The 16,971-nt window shown below is 73.6% G+C and carries 15 protein-coding genes; 5 read left to right on the top strand and 10 right to left on the bottom strand.

Translation table 11 applies throughout. The features are described 5' to 3' along the window. Positions 1-108: 108 nt before the first annotated feature. From CG747_RS23865 to miaA, 5 genes are all read right to left on the bottom strand, one after another. On the bottom strand, positions 109-1,746 hold the full coding sequence (locus CG747_RS23865; RefSeq protein ID WP_100603862.1) for a M1 family metallopeptidase: 1,638 nt from the start codon (positions 1,744-1,746) through the stop codon (positions 109-111). Between the two features lie 128 nt (positions 1,747-1,874). Continuing rightward, positions 1,875-4,028, bottom strand: a complete 2,154-nt coding sequence (locus CG747_RS23860; protein WP_100603861.1) for a bifunctional (p)ppGpp synthetase/guanosine-3',5'-bis(diphosphate) 3'-pyrophosphohydrolase — start codon at positions 4,026-4,028, stop codon at positions 1,875-1,877. Positions 4,029-4,248: 220 nt separating this feature from the next. Further along, positions 4,249-5,127 carry a diaminopimelate epimerase gene (gene dapF, locus CG747_RS23855; protein ID WP_100603860.1) on the bottom strand — a complete coding sequence of 293 codons (879 nt, stop codon included), beginning with the start codon at positions 5,125-5,127 and terminating at the stop codon, positions 4,249-4,251. 75 nt (positions 5,128-5,202) lie between these two features. After that, the gene (locus CG747_RS23850) at positions 5,203-5,757 is read right to left on the bottom strand and encodes a hypothetical protein (RefSeq protein ID WP_100603859.1); all 555 of its coding nucleotides are present in this window, start codon (positions 5,755-5,757) and stop codon (positions 5,203-5,205) included. 109 nt (positions 5,758-5,866) lie between these two features. Next, entirely contained in the window at positions 5,867-6,805 is a 939-nt protein-coding gene (gene miaA / locus CG747_RS23845; RefSeq protein ID WP_100603858.1) for a tRNA (adenosine(37)-N6)-dimethylallyltransferase MiaA, read from the bottom strand. 182 nt (positions 6,806-6,987) lie between these two features. On the opposite strand from miaA, the gene CG747_RS49755 reads away from it, so the two are divergent. Further along, positions 6,988-7,431 carry a hypothetical protein gene (locus tag CG747_RS49755; protein ID WP_100603857.1) on the top strand — a complete coding sequence of 148 codons (444 nt, stop codon included), beginning with the start codon at positions 6,988-6,990 and terminating at the stop codon, positions 7,429-7,431. Between the two features lie 115 nt (positions 7,432-7,546). Here the strand turns inward: CG747_RS49755 and CG747_RS23835 are convergent, their stop codons facing one another. The 3 genes from CG747_RS23835 to CG747_RS23825 form a co-directional block, all read right to left on the bottom strand. Next, the gene (locus CG747_RS23835; protein WP_100603856.1) at positions 7,547-8,266 is read right to left on the bottom strand and encodes a class III extradiol dioxygenase subunit B-like domain-containing protein; all 720 of its coding nucleotides are present in this window, start codon (positions 8,264-8,266) and stop codon (positions 7,547-7,549) included. 51 nt (positions 8,267-8,317) lie between these two features. After that, a complete protein-coding gene (gene miaB, locus CG747_RS23830; RefSeq protein ID WP_374701808.1) occupies positions 8,318-9,841 on the bottom strand; it encodes a tRNA (N6-isopentenyl adenosine(37)-C2)-methylthiotransferase MiaB in 1,524 nt (507 codons plus the stop codon). 76 nt (positions 9,842-9,917) lie between these two features. Beyond that, a complete protein-coding gene (locus CG747_RS23825) occupies positions 9,918-10,535 on the bottom strand; it encodes a maleylpyruvate isomerase family mycothiol-dependent enzyme (RefSeq protein ID WP_100603854.1) in 618 nt (205 codons plus the stop codon). 117 nt (positions 10,536-10,652) lie between these two features. Here CG747_RS23825 and CG747_RS23820 point away from each other — a divergent pair, with 117 nt between their 5' ends. Together CG747_RS23820 and CG747_RS23815 are read left to right on the top strand one after the other, a co-directional pair. Then, on the top strand, positions 10,653-11,591 hold the full coding sequence (locus CG747_RS23820; protein WP_100603853.1) for a LysR family transcriptional regulator: 939 nt from the start codon (positions 10,653-10,655) through the stop codon (positions 11,589-11,591). A 48-nt stretch (positions 11,592-11,639) separates the two neighbouring features. Beyond that, complete coding sequence (locus tag CG747_RS23815; RefSeq protein ID WP_100603852.1) at positions 11,640-12,632, top strand: TAXI family TRAP transporter solute-binding subunit; 993 nt, start codon at positions 11,640-11,642, stop codon at positions 12,630-12,632. A gap of 58 nt (positions 12,633-12,690) precedes the next feature. Here the strand turns inward: CG747_RS23815 and CG747_RS23810 are convergent, their stop codons facing one another. Together CG747_RS23810 and CG747_RS23805 are read right to left on the bottom strand one after the other, a co-directional pair. Further along, positions 12,691-14,145, bottom strand: coding sequence for a HAMP domain-containing sensor histidine kinase (locus CG747_RS23810; protein ID WP_100603851.1), 1,455 nt, complete (start codon positions 14,143-14,145; stop codon positions 12,691-12,693). Between the two features lie 15 nt (positions 14,146-14,160). Further along, positions 14,161-14,904 carry a response regulator transcription factor gene (locus CG747_RS23805; RefSeq protein WP_100603850.1) on the bottom strand — a complete coding sequence of 248 codons (744 nt, stop codon included), beginning with the start codon at positions 14,902-14,904 and terminating at the stop codon, positions 14,161-14,163. A 283-nt stretch (positions 14,905-15,187) separates the two neighbouring features. Here CG747_RS23805 and CG747_RS23800 point away from each other — a divergent pair, with 283 nt between their 5' ends. Then, positions 15,188-15,973, top strand: a complete 786-nt coding sequence (locus tag CG747_RS23800; RefSeq protein ID WP_100603849.1) for an amino acid ABC transporter ATP-binding protein — start codon at positions 15,188-15,190, stop codon at positions 15,971-15,973. Between the two features lie 56 nt (positions 15,974-16,029). Continuing rightward, on the top strand, positions 16,030-16,941 hold the full coding sequence (locus tag CG747_RS23795) for a glutamate ABC transporter substrate-binding protein (protein WP_100603967.1): 912 nt from the start codon (positions 16,030-16,032) through the stop codon (positions 16,939-16,941). Positions 16,942-16,971: the final 30 nt, after the last annotated feature.

Below are 16,971 nucleotides of genomic sequence, written 5' to 3'. Positions count from 1 at the left end.
TTGATGGTCGCACGGCCGGGAGACGGGCGTCACGCGGGTTTTCCGGTGTTCCCCGGACGGACCACCGGGCTCCCGTACGGGCCGCGCGGCACCCGCTCCCGGCGGCCCTCACCCCTTGTGGAGGTGCGGCGCACCCGGCGTGGTCATCACCTGCCGCTCCGCCGATTGGGGCTTCTGCCCGTTCACCGGGAGCTTCTGGGCCGCCTGCGGCTTCCACTCGGGGTGTCCGGGCATCGGCGGGGTCTTGGCGCCGTAGAGCCAGTCCCAGAAGAAGCCGGAGAGGTTGTGGCCGTAGATGTCGGAGGCCAGCGAGATGAAGTCGGCGGTGCCGGCCACCCCGTCGCGGTGCTTGGTCACCCACTCCCGCTCCAGGCGGTCGAAGCCGTCCTTGCCCATCTTGTGCTGGAGGGCGTACAGGACCAGGGCGCTGCCGTCGTAGACCACCGGCCGGAAGATGCCGATCTTCCGTCCCTGGTCGGGGAGCTTGGGCAGGGCCGGCGGGCCGCCCTCCGCGCGCCAGCCGTCGGACGCCTGGTAGGCCCGCTGCATCCGGGCCTCCAGGGAGGCCCGCTGGTCGCCCTTCTCCTGGGCGTAGAGGGCCTCGTACCAGGTGGCGTGGGCCTCGTTGAGCCAGACGTCGGACCACCTGCGGGGGCTGACGCTGTCGCCGAACCACTGGTGGGACAGCTCGTGCACCATCACCGACTCCACGTACCAGTCGGGGAGCTGGGCGGTGGTGAACAGGCGCTTCTCGAAGAGCGAGAGGGTCTGGGTCTCCAGCTCGAAGCCGGTGCTGGCGTCGGCGATCAGCACCCCGTACGTCTCGAACGGGTACGGCCCGACCTTCTGCTCCATCCAGGCCATCTGCTCCGGCGTCTTGGCGAGCCAGCGGGCGAGCGGGCCGTGTCCGGTGGCCGGGACGACGTCGCGGAGCGGCACTCCGTGCGGTCCGGTGTGCTTCAGCACGCTGGAGTGGCCGATGGAGACCTGCGCCAGCTCGGTGGCCATCGGGTGGGCGGTGCGGTACGTCCAGGTGCGGCGCGTGCCGCGGGTGCCCGCGCCGACGGGCAGTCCGTTGGCGACCACCGTCAGGTCCTGGGGCGCGGTGATGTGGAAGGTGAAGAGCGCCTTGTCGGAGGGGTGGTCGTTGCAGGGGAAGACCCGGTGCGCGGCGTCGGCCTGATTGGCCATCGCCAGTCCGTCGTTGGTGCGGATCCAGCCGCCGTTGCCCTTGCCCCGCGGGTCGCTGGTGTGGTGGATGACGATCCGCAGGTCCTGCCCGGGGGAGATGTGGCCGGCCGGGGTGAGCACCAGGTCCTCGCCGGCCTGCTCGTGGCCGGCGGGCCGCCCGTCGATCTGGACGGTGCGGACGGAGCCTTCGGCGAAGTCGAGGTTGAGATGGTCGAGGTTGGCGGTGGCCCGGGCGTTGATCACGGTGACCGCGTCCATCGGCCGGTCGTTGTGGCCCGAGTAGTCCAGGGAGATGTCGTACGAGGTGACGTGGTAGCCGGGGTTGCCGAGCGTCGGGAAGAGGCGGTCGCCGATGCCCTCCGGTTCGCCGGGCTGCGGCGCGGCCGCGGCGACGGTGGCGGCGATCGCGAGGCCGAGGGCGGCGACCCGGCGGGGCGACCGGCTGCGGCGGGCGCGGGGGCGCTCCGGGTCGGCTGCCGAACGGTCGGCGGTGGTGGTGCGGTCGAGAACGGGCCCGTCGGGCTCGCGGAACGGGCGGCGCAAGGGAAGCGACATGGGCTACCGCTATCAGCGCGGCCCGCCCGCCCGTGGACGGCACGGCAGCACGGCACCCGAACGAGCGGCGGCTCGGCCATCCGGCTTGCGCCCGCGCGCCCGATCTGCCCCGACCGGACGCGAGTCGCCTAGGACCGCACCGTCGTGGTGGCCCGGACCACGTCGAAGACGCCGGGCACCTGGCGCATGGCGCGCATCAGGGAGGGGAGTCCGGCGGCGTTGGGCAGGTGGAGGGTGTAGGTGTGCCGGACCAGTTGCTCGTGCGGGGGTTCGACGGCGGCGGAGACCACGGCGGCGCCCTGGGCGGCGATCGCCTCGGTCAGGTCGGGCAGCAGGTGCGGCCGGCTGAACGCCTCGGCCAGGAGCGTCACCCGGCAACCGGGGCCGCCGGTGCCGGCGCCCCGCCAGCGCACCCCGACCGGCTGCCGGCCCATCGCCGCCATCCGGGCCACCGCGGGACACAGCGCGCGGTGCACGGTGACCGTGCCGCCGCGGACCGCGAAGCCGGTGACGGTGTCCGGCGGCACCGGGGTGCAGCAGCCCGCCAGCCGGACGGTGGCGCCGGGCAGGTCGGCCACCGCGAGCCCGGAGGCGGTGGCGGCGTGGTCCGGGCCTGCGGGGCGGTGGACCGGCGCCCGGCGGCGTTCACTGCGCCGACCGGCGGGCGCGGCGGGCGGCTCGCCGGCGCCCTGGGGCCGCGCCAGCCATCGGGAGATGGCGAGTCGGGCGGCGGGGGTGCGGGCGTGGTCGAGCCACTCCGGTGAGGGGCCGGCGGAGTCCTGGGCCATCAGCAGGTGGAGGCTGTCGCCGTCGTGCAGGACGGTGCCGAGCGTCACGAGGCGGCCGTTGACGCGGGCGCCGATGCAGCCGTGCGCGGCGTCGCCGTGCCGGGTGTACGCCGCGTCCACGCAGCTCGCCCCGGCGGGCAGTCCGACGGTGCCGCCGGGGCCGTCCGCGGCGGCACCGGCGCAGAAGACGGTGATCTCCCCCTCCTGGGCGAGGTCGTCGCGGAGGGAGGTCCAGAAGGTGTCCGGGTCGGGGGTGGTGCGCTGCCATTCCAGCAGGCGGTCGAGCCAGCCGGGGCGGGTCGGGTCGGCTCGCTCGCCCTCGGGGGCGTCGGTGCCGTCGGTGGGGGCGTACGGGTTGCCCAGGGCGATCACCCCGGCCTCGGCGACCCGGTGCATCCGGTGGGTGCGGATCAGGGTTTCGGCGACCTCGCGGGTCTCGCCGCTGATGGCGGTGTGCAGCGACTGGTAGAGGTTGAACTTGGGGGTGGCGATGAAGTCCTTGAACTCCGAGACCACCGGGGTGAAGCAGGTGTGCAGTTCCCCGAGGACGGCGTAGCAGTCGGCGTCCTCGGTCACCAGGACCAGCAGCCGCCCCAGGTCCGCGTCGGTGAGCCGGCCGCGGGACAGCAGGACCCGGTGCACGGAGACGAAGTGCCGCGGGCGGACGAGGACTTGGGCGTCGATGCCCGCTTCGGCCAGGATCGTCCGGGCCCGGGCGGCGAGTGCGGCGAGCGGATCGCAGCGGCCGGCGTACGACGCGACGAGCTGCCGGGTCGCGGTGTACTCCTCGGGGTGCAGGACCGCGAAGACCAGGTCCTCCAGCTCGGTCTTGAGCGCCTGGACGCCGAGGCGTTCGGCGAGGGGGATCAGCACGTCGCGGGTGACCACGGCGATCCGGGCCTGCTTCTCCGGGCGCATCACGCCGAGGGTGCGCATGTTGTGCAGCCGGTCGGCGAGCTTGATGGACATCACCCGGACGTCGTTGCCGGTGGCGACCAGCATCTTGCGGAAGGTCTCCGGCTCGGCGGCGGCGCCGTAGTCGACCTTCTCCAGTTTGGTGACGCCGTCGACGAGGTAGCAGACCTCGGCGCCGAACTCCGCCCGGACCTGATCGAGCGTCACCTCGGTGTCCTCGACGGTGTCGTGGAGCAGGGAGGCGGTCAACGTCGTGGTCTCCGCGCCGAGTTCGGCGAGGATCAGGGTGACCGCGAGCGGGTGGGTGATGTACGGCTCGCCGCTCTTGCGGGTCTGACCGCGGTGCGAGGACTCGGCGAGTTGGTACGCCTTGCTGAGGATGCCCAGGTCGGCTTCGGGATGGTGGCGGCGGTGCACCTTGGCGACGTGCTCCAGGGCGTCCGGGAGGCCGTCCCGGGCGGCCGGGCCGAGGAGTGCGGCGCGGCCGATGCGGCGCAGCCCCCGGAGCGCCGGCCGGGGGCGGCCGCGCCTGCGGTCCGCTGCTTCAGGGTTACCAGGATTCGTGGCCTCTGCGCTCATGGGCACCTCCGGCGGCGTCGACCGGCGGTGGGGCGCCGTCAGTTCGGGCGCCAGGGCCGGTGCTTGATGCTACCGAGCCCATCACGCAGCGCTGTCCGCCTCTCGCCCAGCGTGAAACGGATCACCCATTCGAGGGAAGTTTCTGGCCTGAACCGTTTCTCCTCGCCGAAACCGCTTCCCCTGGGCGAGGGGCGTGCTCCGGCGCCCCCGTCCCGGCCCGTCAGCCGGCGAGTGCGCCCGCCAGCCACTCCGGCGCGAAGGTGCCCTCGGCGACGATCACGGCCGGACCGGTCATCTCGACCGTGCCGTCCGGCAGCTCGGTGATGGTCAGGCTGCCGCCGAGCACGTCGACGGTGTACGTCACCGGGGTGCCGGTCGCGGCCGGGTCCAGGCCGTCGCGGCGGGCGGTGGCGACGGCCACCGCGCAGGCGCCGGTGCCGCAGGAGCGGGTCTCGCCGGAGCCCCGCTCGTGCACCCGCATCGCCACGTGGCGCGGGCCGCGGTCCACGACGAACTCGATGTTGACGCCGTCCGGGTACACCGCGGCCGGGCTGAACTGCGGCTGCGTGCGCAGCTCACCGGCGTGCGCCAGGTCCTCGACGAAGGCGACCGCGTGCGGATTGCCCATGTTGACGTTGCGGGCCGGCCAGCTGCGGCCGTCGACCTCGACCAGCACGCCGTCCTCGGGGAGCCGGGCGCGGCCCATGGCGACGGTGACGTCGCCGGTCTTGGCGAGGTGCACCCGGAGCACCCCGGCGCGGGTGGCGATCGCCACGTCGCCGGCCTCGACCAGCTCGGCGTGGAGGAGGTACCGGGCGAAGACCCGGAGGCCGTTGCCGCACATCTCGGCGATCGAGCCGTCGCCGTTGCGGTAGTCCATGAACCATTCGGCCTCGTCGGCCATCGCCCGCGCCTCCGGGTGCGCGGCGGACCGCACCACGTGCAGCAGGCCGTCGCCGCCCACTCCGGCGCGGCGGTCGCAGATCCGGGCGACGGCGGTCGCGGGCAGGTCGAGCCGGCCGTCCGGATCCGGGACGATCACGAAGTCGTTCTCGGTGCCGTGGCCCTTGAGGAAAGCGATGCGCTGCGTGCTGGTCACTCCTGAATCCTACGGCCGGCACGGCGGAGCGGCCGGACGGGGCCGGGGCCCCGGCGTCGGGCCGGGGCGCGGACCTCAGCGGAGGCGGGCCACCCGCCAGATCGCCAGGGCGGCGAGGACGGCGACCACGCCCGCGTACAGGAGCACCACCCGCCAGCTGGCGCGGCGCCCGGAGCCGCGGACCGGGAGGCCGGGCCAGGTGTGGCCGACCCGGCGGGCGGCCATCATGCCCGCGCCGGCGGCGCAGCAGCACAGCAGCAGGCCGAGCATCGCGATCACCGCGCCGCCGTCGCCGCCGAACTCGAAGGCCAGCGGGAAGGCGAACATCAGCGAGCCGAGGGCGGCCAGCGCCACGATCGGGGCGAGCTGCCACAGCCGGAGCCGCCGGGGCGGGCGCAGGTCGCGGAAGGACTCGCCGCCCTCGGGGGACGGGCCCGGTTCGGCGTCGGGGCCGTCCGAGGCGTCCAGGGTCGCCGGGTGGCCGTCGGGAATGCCGTCGCCGGGCGCGGGAAGGTGGTCGTGGGGCGCGGAGTGGACGTCGTGGGCCGCCGGGCCGTCCTCGGCCTGCGGTGCGACCCCGGCGCCGTCCTGGTCCGGTTGTTGGGCTCGGTTGCGAGGGCCGGCCTCCATTGCCACGCGCCCTCCCCACTGCCAGATTGCACGCCTCGATCGAAGGTCGATGATGACACGCCCTCAGCGACCGGGATGACGGCCGGAGCGTCCCGATGCCATGACGTGATCAGGCTGTGACCGGTCGTTCGAGCAACGCCAGTGCCAGGGACGGGAGGTCGGCCCGGCGGTCGGCGGCGCCGCTGAGCCAGTGGACGCGGGGGTCCCGGCGGAACCACGAGTCCTGACGGCGCGCGAAGCGCTTGGTGGCGCGCACCGTCTCGTCGCGCGCCGCCTGCTCGGTGCACTCCCCCGCCAGGTACCCGAGCACCTGCTGGTAGCCGAGGGCCCGCGAAGCCGTCCGGCCCTCGCGCAGCCCCGCGGTCTCCAGTCGGCGCACCTCGTCGACCAGGCCGGCGTCCCACATCCGGTCGACCCGTGACGCGATCCGCTCGTCGAGTTCGGGGCGCTCGACGTCCACGCCGATCTGCAGGGTGTCGTAGACCGCTTCGTGGCCGGGGAGGTTGGCGGTGAACGGGCGGCCGGTGATCTCGATGACCTCCAGGGCGCGCACGATGCGGCGGCCGTTGCCGGCCAGGATGGCGCGGCCGGCCTCGGGGTCGGCGGCGGCGAGGCGGGCGTGCAGTGCGCCGCTGCCCTGTTCGGCGAGTTCGGCCTCCAGGCGGGCGCGGACGGCGGGGTCGGTGCCGGGGAAGTCCAGGGCGTCGAGGGCGCCGCGGACGTAGAGGCCGGAGCCGCCGACCAGGACCGGGGTGCGGCCCTCGGCGAGCAGCCGGTCGATCTCGGCGCGGGCGAGCCGCTGGTACTCGGCGACGTTGGCCGCGCGGGTGACGTCCCAGATGTCGAGGAGGTGGTGCGGGACGCCCTGCCGCTCCTCGGGGGTGAGTTTGGCGGTGCCGATGTCCATGCCCCGGTAGAGCTGCATCGAGTCGGCGTTGATGACCTCGCCGCCCAGGTGCTGGGCGAGCGCTACGCCCAGGTCGGACTTTCCGGCCGCGGTGGGGCCGACGACTGCGATGACCCGCGGTGCGGGGGCGACGGTGTTCACCCCGCCAGTCTCGCAAACCTCCCGGCGCACTCTCGAACGAGCGACGTGACGGGGCACGGATGCCGTCGTTGCCTGATGCGAGATCCCCGAACGCCGGTGCGCTGCCGGGGCCCGTCGGGCGACGCAAGGGGACACTCCGGGCGGCGAGGGATTTCGCCCACATGAGGAGCGTAGGAGAAATTATGGGCGTGTTTTCGCGGTTCCGCCGGCGCAAGTCCGACGCGGCGGAGGAGAGTGCCGCGGCGGCCGTGGCGGAGGTCGCGGCGGAGGGGACGCCGGGGGCGGACGGGGCGGACGGGGCCGCCGCGACGGAGCCGGTCGGTCCCGCGAGCGCGGCGCAGGCGCCGTCGGAGGCGGCGTCCGAGGCGGCGACGCAGACCGCGGAATCCGCCGTGGAGGAGGTTGCGGAGGGCACGGTGGAGAGCGCCGCGGAGGACCTGGCGCAGGACGCGACGGCCGCGGAGGCCGGGGCGGGCGGCACCGGGGCGGCCGCGGCCGGGGCGGCGGACGAGGCGGAGCCGCCGTCCTCCGAGGCGTCCGCCGCGGACGGCGGCGCCGCGATCCCGCGGCAGCAGTCGGCGGCCGCCGCGGTGGACAGCGAGGCCGGCAAGGGCGCGCAGAAGTAGCCGCCCGGGGGCGGGCGCGGCGCGGCGGACGGCGGGGGCACGGCTCTCCGGGTCCGCCGCGCCGCCGCGTTTCGCGCCGCTCGTGGCGTGACGCGGTGTTCCCGGCCGAACCGGGCTACGTCCAGGCCGCCACGACGTAGCCGACGCCGTACGGGGCCTCCTCGCGCAGCAGCTGGCCGCGGAGTCCGGCGCCCTCGGCGGCGCCCGCCAGGACCTGCCAGCAGGACCGCCCGGACACCAGCAGGTCGGCGGCGAGCCGTTCGTCCAGGGCGGCCAGGGCGGTGGTGTCGGCGGCTCCCAGGGCGCGGGCCGCGCCGGCGTCGAACGCCTCGGCCCGCTCGTCGAAGTAGCCGGGGGCCTTGACCGAGCGGCGGGCGCTGCCGTCGCCGAGCACCAGCAGCGCCACCCGGGACGCGGAGCCGGCGAGCTCCCGGCCCAGCGGCAGGCAGCGGTCCCCGGGCAGCTGCTCGGGGACCCCCAGTCCCGCCACGGGCGCGTCGGTCCACTGCGTACGGGACAGCAGCCAGGCGCCGACGGCGAGCGCGGGCGGCAGCTGCGGCCCGGCCGCGGGCGTCTGCCCGGCCGCCCCCAACGTCACGTCGAGGTCCACCCCGAAGCCGCGGAACGAGCCGCCGGCGCCCTGCGGGTACCGTCCCTCACCGGCCTCGCCGGTGGTCGGGCCGAGCACGACCAGCCGGTCGGGGCGGGCCGCGGCGAGTACCCCGAGCGCGTCCAGGCAGGCGGTCCGCACCGGGTCCAGCTCCGGTGCGGCGCCGGTGGCGACCTCGGGGACGAGCAGCGGCGGGCAGGGGCAGATGGCGGCGGCTACGAGCATGCACGCAGCGTAACGCCCGGGCCGTCGCACCGGCCCCCGGACCGGTCGGGATCAGTCGCGGCCGCAGCCGCTCGTGGCGGCCGGCAGCGGCTCGGGGACGCCGACCTTGGGCAGGCCGAGCAGGACCCCGGCCGGCTTGGCGGCCTCCGCCGCGGTGCGCTTCTCCCAGGCGTCGCCCGCGCGGGTGCGGCGCACGCCGAGGACCGGGCCCTCGGCGAGGAGGTGGTGCGGGGCGGCGTAGGTGACCTCGACGGTGACCACGTCGCCGGGGCGCACCGGCTCGTCCGGCTTGGTGAAGTGGACCAGGCGGTTGTCGGCGGCGCGGCCGGAGAGGCGGTGGGTGGCGCCGTCCTTGCGGCCCTCGCCCTCCGCGACCATCAGCTCCAGGGTGCGGCCGACCTGCTTCTTGTTCTCGTCCCAGGAGATCTCCTCCTGGAGGGCGACCAGGCGCTCGTAGCGGGCCTGCACGACCTCCTTGGGGATCTGGCCGTCCATCTCGGCGGCCGGGGTGCCGGGCCGCTTGGAGTACTGGAAGGTGAACGCCTGGGCGAACCGGGCCTCGCGGACGACGTGCAGGGTCTGCTCGAAGTCCTCCTCGGTCTCGCCCGGGAAGCCGACGATGATGTCGGTGGTGATCGCCGCGTGCGGGAGGGCGGCGCGCACCTTCTCGATGATGCCCAGGTAGCGCTCCTGGCGGTACGAGCGGCGCATCGCCTTCAGGACGGTGTCGGAGCCCGACTGCAGCGGCATGTGGAGCTGGGGCATCACGTTGGGCGTCTCGGCCATCGCCGCGATCACGTCGTCGGTGAAGTCGCGCGGGTGCGGGGAGGTGAAGCGGACCCGCTCCAGTCCCTCGATCTTCCCGCAGGCCCGCAGCAGCTTGCTGAACGCCTCGCGGTCGCCGATGTCGGAGCCGTAGGCGTTGACGTTCTGGCCGAGCAGGGTGATCTCGGAGACGCCCTCGGCGACCAGGGCCTCGACCTCGGCGAGGATGTCGCCGGGCCGGCGGTCCTTCTCCTTGCCGCGCAGCGCCGGGACGATACAGAAGGTGCAGGTGTTGTTGCAGCCGACGGAGATGGAGACCCAGGCCGCGTAGGCGCTCTCCCGGCGGGTGGGCAGCGTCGAGGGGAACGCCTCCAGCGATTCGGCGATCTCGACCTGCGCCTCCTCCTGGACGCGGGCGCGCTCCAGGAGGACCGGCAGCTTGCCGATGTTGTGCGTGCCGAAGACGACGTCCACCCAGGGCGCCTTCTTGACGATGGTGTCGCGGTCCTTCTGGGCCAGGCAGCCGCCGACCGCGATCTGCATGCCGGGGCGTCGGGTCTTGGCCGGCGCGAGTCGGCCGAGGTTGCCGTACAGCCGGTTGTCGGCGTTCTCACGCACCGCGCAGGTGTTGAAGACGACGACGTCGACCTCGTCCTCTCCGGCGCCCTCCGGGGCCCGTACGTAGCCCGCGTCCTCCAGCAGGCCCGAGAGCCGCTCGGAGTCATGGACGTTCATCTGGCACCCGTAGGTGCGCACCTCGTACGTTTTCGCTTCGGCCACTGCTCCACCGGCCACGTCGTCACCACTCACCCGTCCAGGGTACGGGCTCTGGCCGGAGCGTTCTGCGGCCCTGCGCGCACGGCGGCGCAGCGGGGGCGGGCCGGGCTCAGGCCGCGGCGAAGCGGGCCTGCGGTCCACCGCGGAGCCGGCCCGGTGGGAGTTTCCGTCCGAAGGCGACCATGAGCAGGTCCTGGGCGGTGCCGCGGAGCGGGTCTCCGGTGCCGTAGGACCAGTCGAGGTCGTCGGCGTGCAGGGCGACGCCGTCGAGGGCGGCGCCGAAGAACCTCAGGCCGCGCGGGGTGATGCCGGCGAGCAGGACGCGCAGGCGGTCCTCGGGGACGCGGCGGTCCAGGCCGAGCGGGACGGCGATGTCGAGGCCGTGGACGACGTCGTGGCCGAGTGCCGCGGCGAAGCCGCCGACGGGTGGCGTCCAGGGGTGGTGCGCGTGGTCCCGCAGGGCCGCGGCGAGGGCCGGCGGCGGGAGGGCGGCGGCGTCCTTGCGGGCGCACCGGTCGGTCATCCGGTTCAGGCTGCCGCGGGCCTTGAGGAGCTCGACGGCGACCTTGGGGAACGGGTAGCGGAAGCCCAGTGACATGTGTGCCGCGACCTCCCGGACCCGCCAGCCCGCGCAGAGCGAGGGCGCGTCCCACTGCTCCGGCGCGAGGGTGTCCAGCAGGTCGGCCAGTTCGCGGCGCTCGGCGGCGATCTCGGCGCGGATGTCCATCGTTGTGCCCCCTGTCCCGTCCGGCCCGGTACGCGGTGGGCCGCTCGGCCTCCAGGATCTTGGCGGCACGGTCATAAGTCCAAGAGCCTGTTCTTCTCGCACCTAGAATTTTCGGTTATGGAACTTCGGCAGCTGCTGTACTTCGTCGCGGTGGCCGAGGAGGCCAACTTCACCCGGGCCGCGGCGCGGCTGCACCTGGCGCAGCCGGGGGTCAGCGCCCAGGTCCGGCAGCTCGAACGGGAGTTGGGGCAGCCGCTGCTGGACCGCTCGGGGCGGTCGGTGACGCTGACCGAGGTGGGCGCGGCCGTGCTGCCGTACGCGCGGGCCGCGCTGGCCGCCGTCGAGGGGGCGCGGCAGACCGTGGCGGAGTTCACCGGGCTGCTGCGCGGCCAGGTCACGCTCGGGCTGGTGTCGGGAGCCGACGCGGTGTGGGAGAGCGAGGCGGTGTCCTTGCTGGCGGACTTCCACGACGCCCATCCTCAGGTGGACATCGCGGTCACCGCGGACGGGTCGGAGCGGATGCTCGCCGCGCTGCAGTGCGGGGAACTGGACCTGGCGCTGCTCGGGACCGCCGACGAGGAGCCCCCGGCGGGCCTGGCGTTCCAGATCGTCGTGGACGAGCCGCTGGTGGCGGTGGTCGCCCCGGACAACCCGCTGCTGGCGGCGGCGGAGGACGGGCGGGTCCCGTTGGCCGCGCTGCGCGACGTCCCGTTGATCTGCCTGCCGCGCGGCACCGGGATCCGCGGGGTGCTGGAGCGGGTCTGTGCCGACGCCGGGTTCCGGCCCCGGATCGCGTTCGAGGCGGCCGCGCCGAAGCTCCTCACCGGGCTCGCGGCGCGCGGTCTGGGTGTGGCGGTCGTTCCCGCGCCCGACGCGGCGGGGGCCGGTGGGCTGCGGACGCTGGAGTTCCGCGAGGTCCGGCCGCGTGGCCGGATTGCGCTGGCCTGGCGGGCCGGCGGACCGGCCGGACCGGCGGCCCGGGAGCTGCTGGAACACCTGCGGAAGGCCTTGGGAACAGCGGGCCGACCCGGTGATCGGACGGCGGCGAAGACGTAACCTTCCACCCCCTCCCGCCGGCGCCTGCGGACTGGCAGGATCCCGCCCATGGTGATGTTCCCCCGCCCCGGCCGCCGCCGGGCGCTGACCGCGGCGACCGCGGCCCTGGCCCTCCTCGGGCTGGTGCTGTGGCTCGTGCAGCCGGTCGGGTCCGCCGCGCCCCGGGGCCGGGTGACGCTGGCCACCGGCGTGCCGACCGGGGTGTACGCGCGCTACGGGGAGTTGCTGCAGGGCGATGTCGCGCGGGAGCTGCCCGGGGTGGACCTGCGGCTGCAGCGGAGCGAGGGGTCGATCGACAATCTGCGCCAGCTGGTGTCCGGGCGGGCGGCGTTCACCATCGCCACGGCGGACGCGGTGGCGGACTACCAGGCCCGGCGCGAGACCGGCGCGGACCGGTTGCGGGCCTGTGCCCGGCTCTACGACGACTACATGCAGCTGGTGGTACCCCGTGGCTCGGCGGTGCGTTCGGCCCGTGACCTGCGGGGACTGCGGGTGGGGGTCGGCGCGGACGGATCGGGCGTCCAGCTCATCACCCGGCGGCTGATGACGGCGGCGGGTCTGGACTTCGACAGCGACATCACGCCGGTGCGGGTGGGCATCGACCGGATGCCGAGCATGCTGGAGCACGACGAGCTGGATGCGTTCTTCTGGTCGGGCGGGCTGCCGACGCTGGCGGTGCAGCGGCTGGCGCAGCGGTTCCCGGTGCGGCTGGTGCAGCTCGGGGACCTGATTCCGGCATTGCACCGACAGGGCGAGCCGACCCGCTACTACCGGGCGGCGGTGATGCCCGCCGACGCCTATCCGCGGGTGCAGAACGGGCAGGCGGTGAAGACGATCGCGGTGGCGAACCTGCTGGTGACCACGGACCGGGAGGACGCGGCCCTGACGTTCGGGATCACCAGGACCGTCATCAACAGCCGGGACGCGATCGGGCATGTGGTGCACGCGGCGCAGAACGTGGACCTGCGGACGGCGGTGTTCACCGATCCGCTGGCGCTGCACGCGGGGGCCCGGAAGTACTACGTCTCGATCAAGGAGTGAATGCGTCGGCGCATGCTTCGGCGCATGTCTCGGTGAATACCTCGGTGCGCCGGTCGGTTCAATGCCGTGATGACTTCGGTGCAATGCGGCCGGGCGGCCGGATCGCACTGCGCGGGACGGAGACGGTGACCTCCAGGCCGTGCGGCGGGTGCGGCGCGTAGGCGATGGTGGCGCCGCCGGCGGCGAGCAGCGTACGGGTGATGGACAGGCCGAGGCCGGAGCCGGAGACGTTCTGGTGGCGGCTGCTGCGCCAGAACCGGTCGCCGATCCGGGCCAGTTCGTCCTCGGCGAGCCCGGGGCCGCGGTCGGCGACGGTGATCGTGACGCGTTCGCCGTCGGGGGCCACGGCCACCGTGACCGGCTCCCCGGCCGGGGTGAACTTCAGGGCGTTGTCGACGACCGCGTCCAGGGCGCTGGAGAGGGCCACCGGGTCGGCCCAGCCGGTGACCGCGGGGTGGCCCTCGTAGGCGAGGCGGACGCCCTTGTCCTCGGCGAGCGGGCGCCAGGCGTCGACGCGTTCGGCGGCCAGCGCCGCGACGTCGGTGAGCTGGAGGTCGGCGGCGGTGTGCTCGGCGAGCGCCAGGTCGAGGAGGTCGTCCAGGACCCGGGCCAGCCGTTTGCCCTCGGTGCGGACCGAGGCGATCTCCTCGTTGCCCTCGGGGAGTTCGAGGGCCAGCAGCTCGATCCGCAGCAGCAGCGCGGAGAGCGGGTTGCGCAGCTGGTGGGAGGCGTCCGCGACGAAGGCGCGCTGCTGTTCCAGGACGTCCTCGACGTGGTCGGCCATCTCGTTGAACGAGCGGGCCAGCCGGCGGAGTTCGGGCGGTCCGGCGGTGGCGGCGACCCGGGCGTTCATCCGGCCGGTGGCGATGTCGTGGCTGGCCGTGTCGAGCACCCGGACCGGCCGCAGCACCCAGCCGGTGAGCCGGAACGCCGCCGCGACGGCCACCAGCATGGCCGCGCACTCCCCCGCCGCGACCAGCAGCCAGTCGTGCAGGATCCGCGAACGCATCTGCCCGGTGGGCGAGTCGGTGACGACCACGGCGACCACGTCGCCGTCCCGGACGACGGGTGAGGCGACCGCGATCCGGCCGGTGTCGTCCCAGGGCCAGACCTGGTGCGGGTCGTGGCTGCGGCGGCCGGCCAGCGCCTCGCTGAACGCCTGGGCGCCCTCGCCGTCGGTGGGCACCGCCAGGTCCTTCGGGGCGGCGGCCATCGGGGTGCGGTCGCGGTAGAAGACGCCGGCCCGGATCCCGTAGAGCTCCTGGTAGCGGGTGAGTTCGGCCCGGAGGGTGGCCAGCCGCTCGTCCTCCTCAGGGGTCTTGCTGCCGGCGGCGGCACTGGGGCGGGCGGTGACGAACTGGGCGAGGGAGGCGAACCGGGCGGCGTCGTCGATCCGGTCGACCACCACCTTCTGCTGCTCCACCCCGGCGCTGATCACGCCGAGCGGGAAGCCGAGCGCGAGCAGCACGCCGGCCATCAGGACGATGAGGAGCGGGAGGAGTCGGGTGCGCACGGGGCCGGGCAGCCGTCAGGGGGCCGGTGGCCGGGTGCCCGCGGCGGGGCCGGCGGCCGGTGCGACCAGGCGGTAGCCGACGCCGCGGATCGTCTCGATCAGGGCCGGCATCCGCAGTTTGGCGCGGAGCGAGGCGATGTGCACCTCCAGGGTGCGGCCGGTGCCCTCCCAGCTCGTCCGCCAGACCTCGCTGATGATCTGCTCCCGGCGGAAGACCACACCGGGGCGCTGCGCGAGCAGGGCGAGCAGGTCGAACTCCTTGCGGGTGAGCGGGACCACCGTGCCGTCCACGGACACCTGGCGGGTGGGGAGTTCGACCGTGAGCGGTCCGAGCCGCAGCGGTTCGCCGGGGCCGCTCTCCTCGTCCGGCTGGTCGCCGGGGCCGCCCGTGGTGCCGTTGCGCCGGCTCACCGCGTGGATGCGGGCGAGGAGTTCACCGGTGTCGTAGGGCTTGACCACGTAGTCGTCGGCGCCGAGGTTGAGGCCGTGTATCCGGGAGCGGACGTCGGAGCGGGCGGTGACCATGATGACCGGGGTCGAGGAGACCTTCCGGATCCGGCCGCACACCTCGAAGCCGTCCTGGTCGGGCAGCCCGAGGTCGAGCAGCACCACGGCGAACGGCTCGGCGTCGTCGGGCAGCAGGGCCTGGAGCGCCTCCCCGCCGCTGCGGGCGTGCACGACGGTCAGGCCGTGCCGGGACAGCACCGCGGTCAGGGCCGCGGCGACGTGGTCGTCGTCCTCGACGAGCAGCAGTCTCATCGGGCCCCTCCTCTCGGTGTGCGTTCGGGCCAAAGGGCATCTACGGCGATCGGGGGCCTACCCGTCAAGAGGCCGCCACCTCCGGGCCGCCATCCGTTACCCAGCCGGTACCCCCGGGCGGCATACCGTCGGTAATCGCGCCGCGCTCCCCCGGGCCGCACCTTCACCCTAGGTGTCCGTTTGCGGCCGGATCGTTATGCTCAATTCTCCCTCAGATGTAATGACGCTGGTCGCAGGCCGTCATTAGGGTCCTCCCAACCGAGGAGGACGGAGCTGTACGCCGATGAGCGAAGTACCGGTGACCGAGACCGCCGGGGGTCCTGCGCCCACGGGAGACCAGTTGGTCGTCCTGGACAGCGTGAACAAGCACTTCGGCGCGCTGCACGTGCTTCAGGACATCAACCTGACGATCCGGCGCGGCGAGGTGGTCGTGGTGATCGGGCCCTCCGGGTCCGGTAAGTCCACCCTGTGCCGCACGATCAACCGCCTGGAGACCATCGACACCGGAAGCATCAGCATCGACGGCAAGCCGCTGCCCCAGGAGGGCCGCGAACTGGCCCGGCTGCGCGCCGACGTCGGCATGGTGTTCCAGTCCTTCAACCTCTTCGCGCACAAGACGGTGCTGGAAAACGTGATGTTGGGCCAGACCAAGGTCCGCAAAACGGACAAGGCGGCCGCGGAGAAGAAGGCCCGTACGCTGCTCGACCGGGTCGGCGTCGGCGCCCAGGCGGAGAAGTACCCCGCACAGCTTTCCGGCGGCCAGCAGCAGCGGGTGGCGATCGCCCGCGCCCTGGCGATGGACCCGAAGGTGATGCTCTTCGACGAGCCGACCTCGGCACTGGACCCGGAGATGATCAATGAGGTGCTGGAGGTCATGCAGCAGCTCGCCCGGGACGGGATGACGATGGTCGTGGTCACCCACGAGATGGGGTTCGCGCGCTCCGCGGCGAACCGGGTGGTCTTCATGGCGGACGGCAAGATCATCGAAGAGGCCGAGCCGAACCAGTTCTTCAACAACCCGCGCAGTGACCGGGCGAAGGACTTCCTGTCGAAGATCCTCCACCACTGAGGCCGCGGTTGGGCCACCATGATTGCCAACACCTGTTGAACCAAAGGATGTTCACCATGAGGATGCGTAAAACGGCTGCGGCGGGTGCGGTGGTGCTCGCGCTGGCGGCGACGGCGACCGCGTGCGGGGGCCAGTCGGGCTCGGCGGGCGACAAGCAGCCCGGCAGTGACGTCTACAGCGCCGACTACAAGGTCGCCAAGGACGTGAAGATCGACTCGGCGACGCTGAAGAAGGCCCAGTCGGCCGGCAAGATCACCATCGGTGTCAAGGCCGACCAGCCGTTCCTCGGCTTCAAGGACCCGGCGACCAACACCTACTCCGGCTTCGACATCGAGATCGCCAAGATGATCGCCGCCGACCTGGGCTTCTCCTCGAAGCAGATCACCTTCCAGACCGTCGACTCCAACGTCCGTGAGACGGCCATCTCCAAGGGCCAGGTCGACTACTACGTCGGCACGTACACGATCAACGACGAGCGCAAGAAGCAGGTCAGCTTCGCCGGCCCGTACTACACCGCCGGTGCCGACCTCCTGGTGCGCCAGGACGACAAGGCCATCACCGGACCGGACTCCCTCAAGGGCAAGAAGGTCTGCTCGATCGCCGGCTCCACCCCGCTCCAGGAGATCAAGAAGCCGAAGTACGGCGCGGTCACCACCGAGCTGTCGAAGTACTCGGACTGCGTGAAGTCCCTGCTGGACGGGTCGGTCGACGCGGTCACCACCGACGACGCGATCCTCAAGGGCTACGCCGCCCAGCGCCAGGGCAAGCTCAGGGTCGTCGGCAAGCCCTTCACCAAGGAGCCCTACGGCGTCGGCCTGAACAAGGACGACAAGGCCCTGCGCGACGCGATCACCACCGCGCTGGAGAACCACATCAAGAACGGTGACTACAAGAAGGCGTACGAGGGCACGCTCGGCAAGTCCGGCTCCCCCTACGTCGCCCCGGAGACGCCGCTGCCGCGCTACTGACGGCCCGCGCACGCACCGGACCGCGCCGCC

The sequence above is a fragment of the Streptomyces sp. CB02959 genome, assembly GCF_002803155.1.
GTDB lineage: Bacteria > Actinomycetota > Actinomycetes > Streptomycetales > Streptomycetaceae > Streptomyces.
Note: the sequence above shows the minus strand (reverse complement) of the source record. Positions and strands in the feature narration are given on the sequence as shown.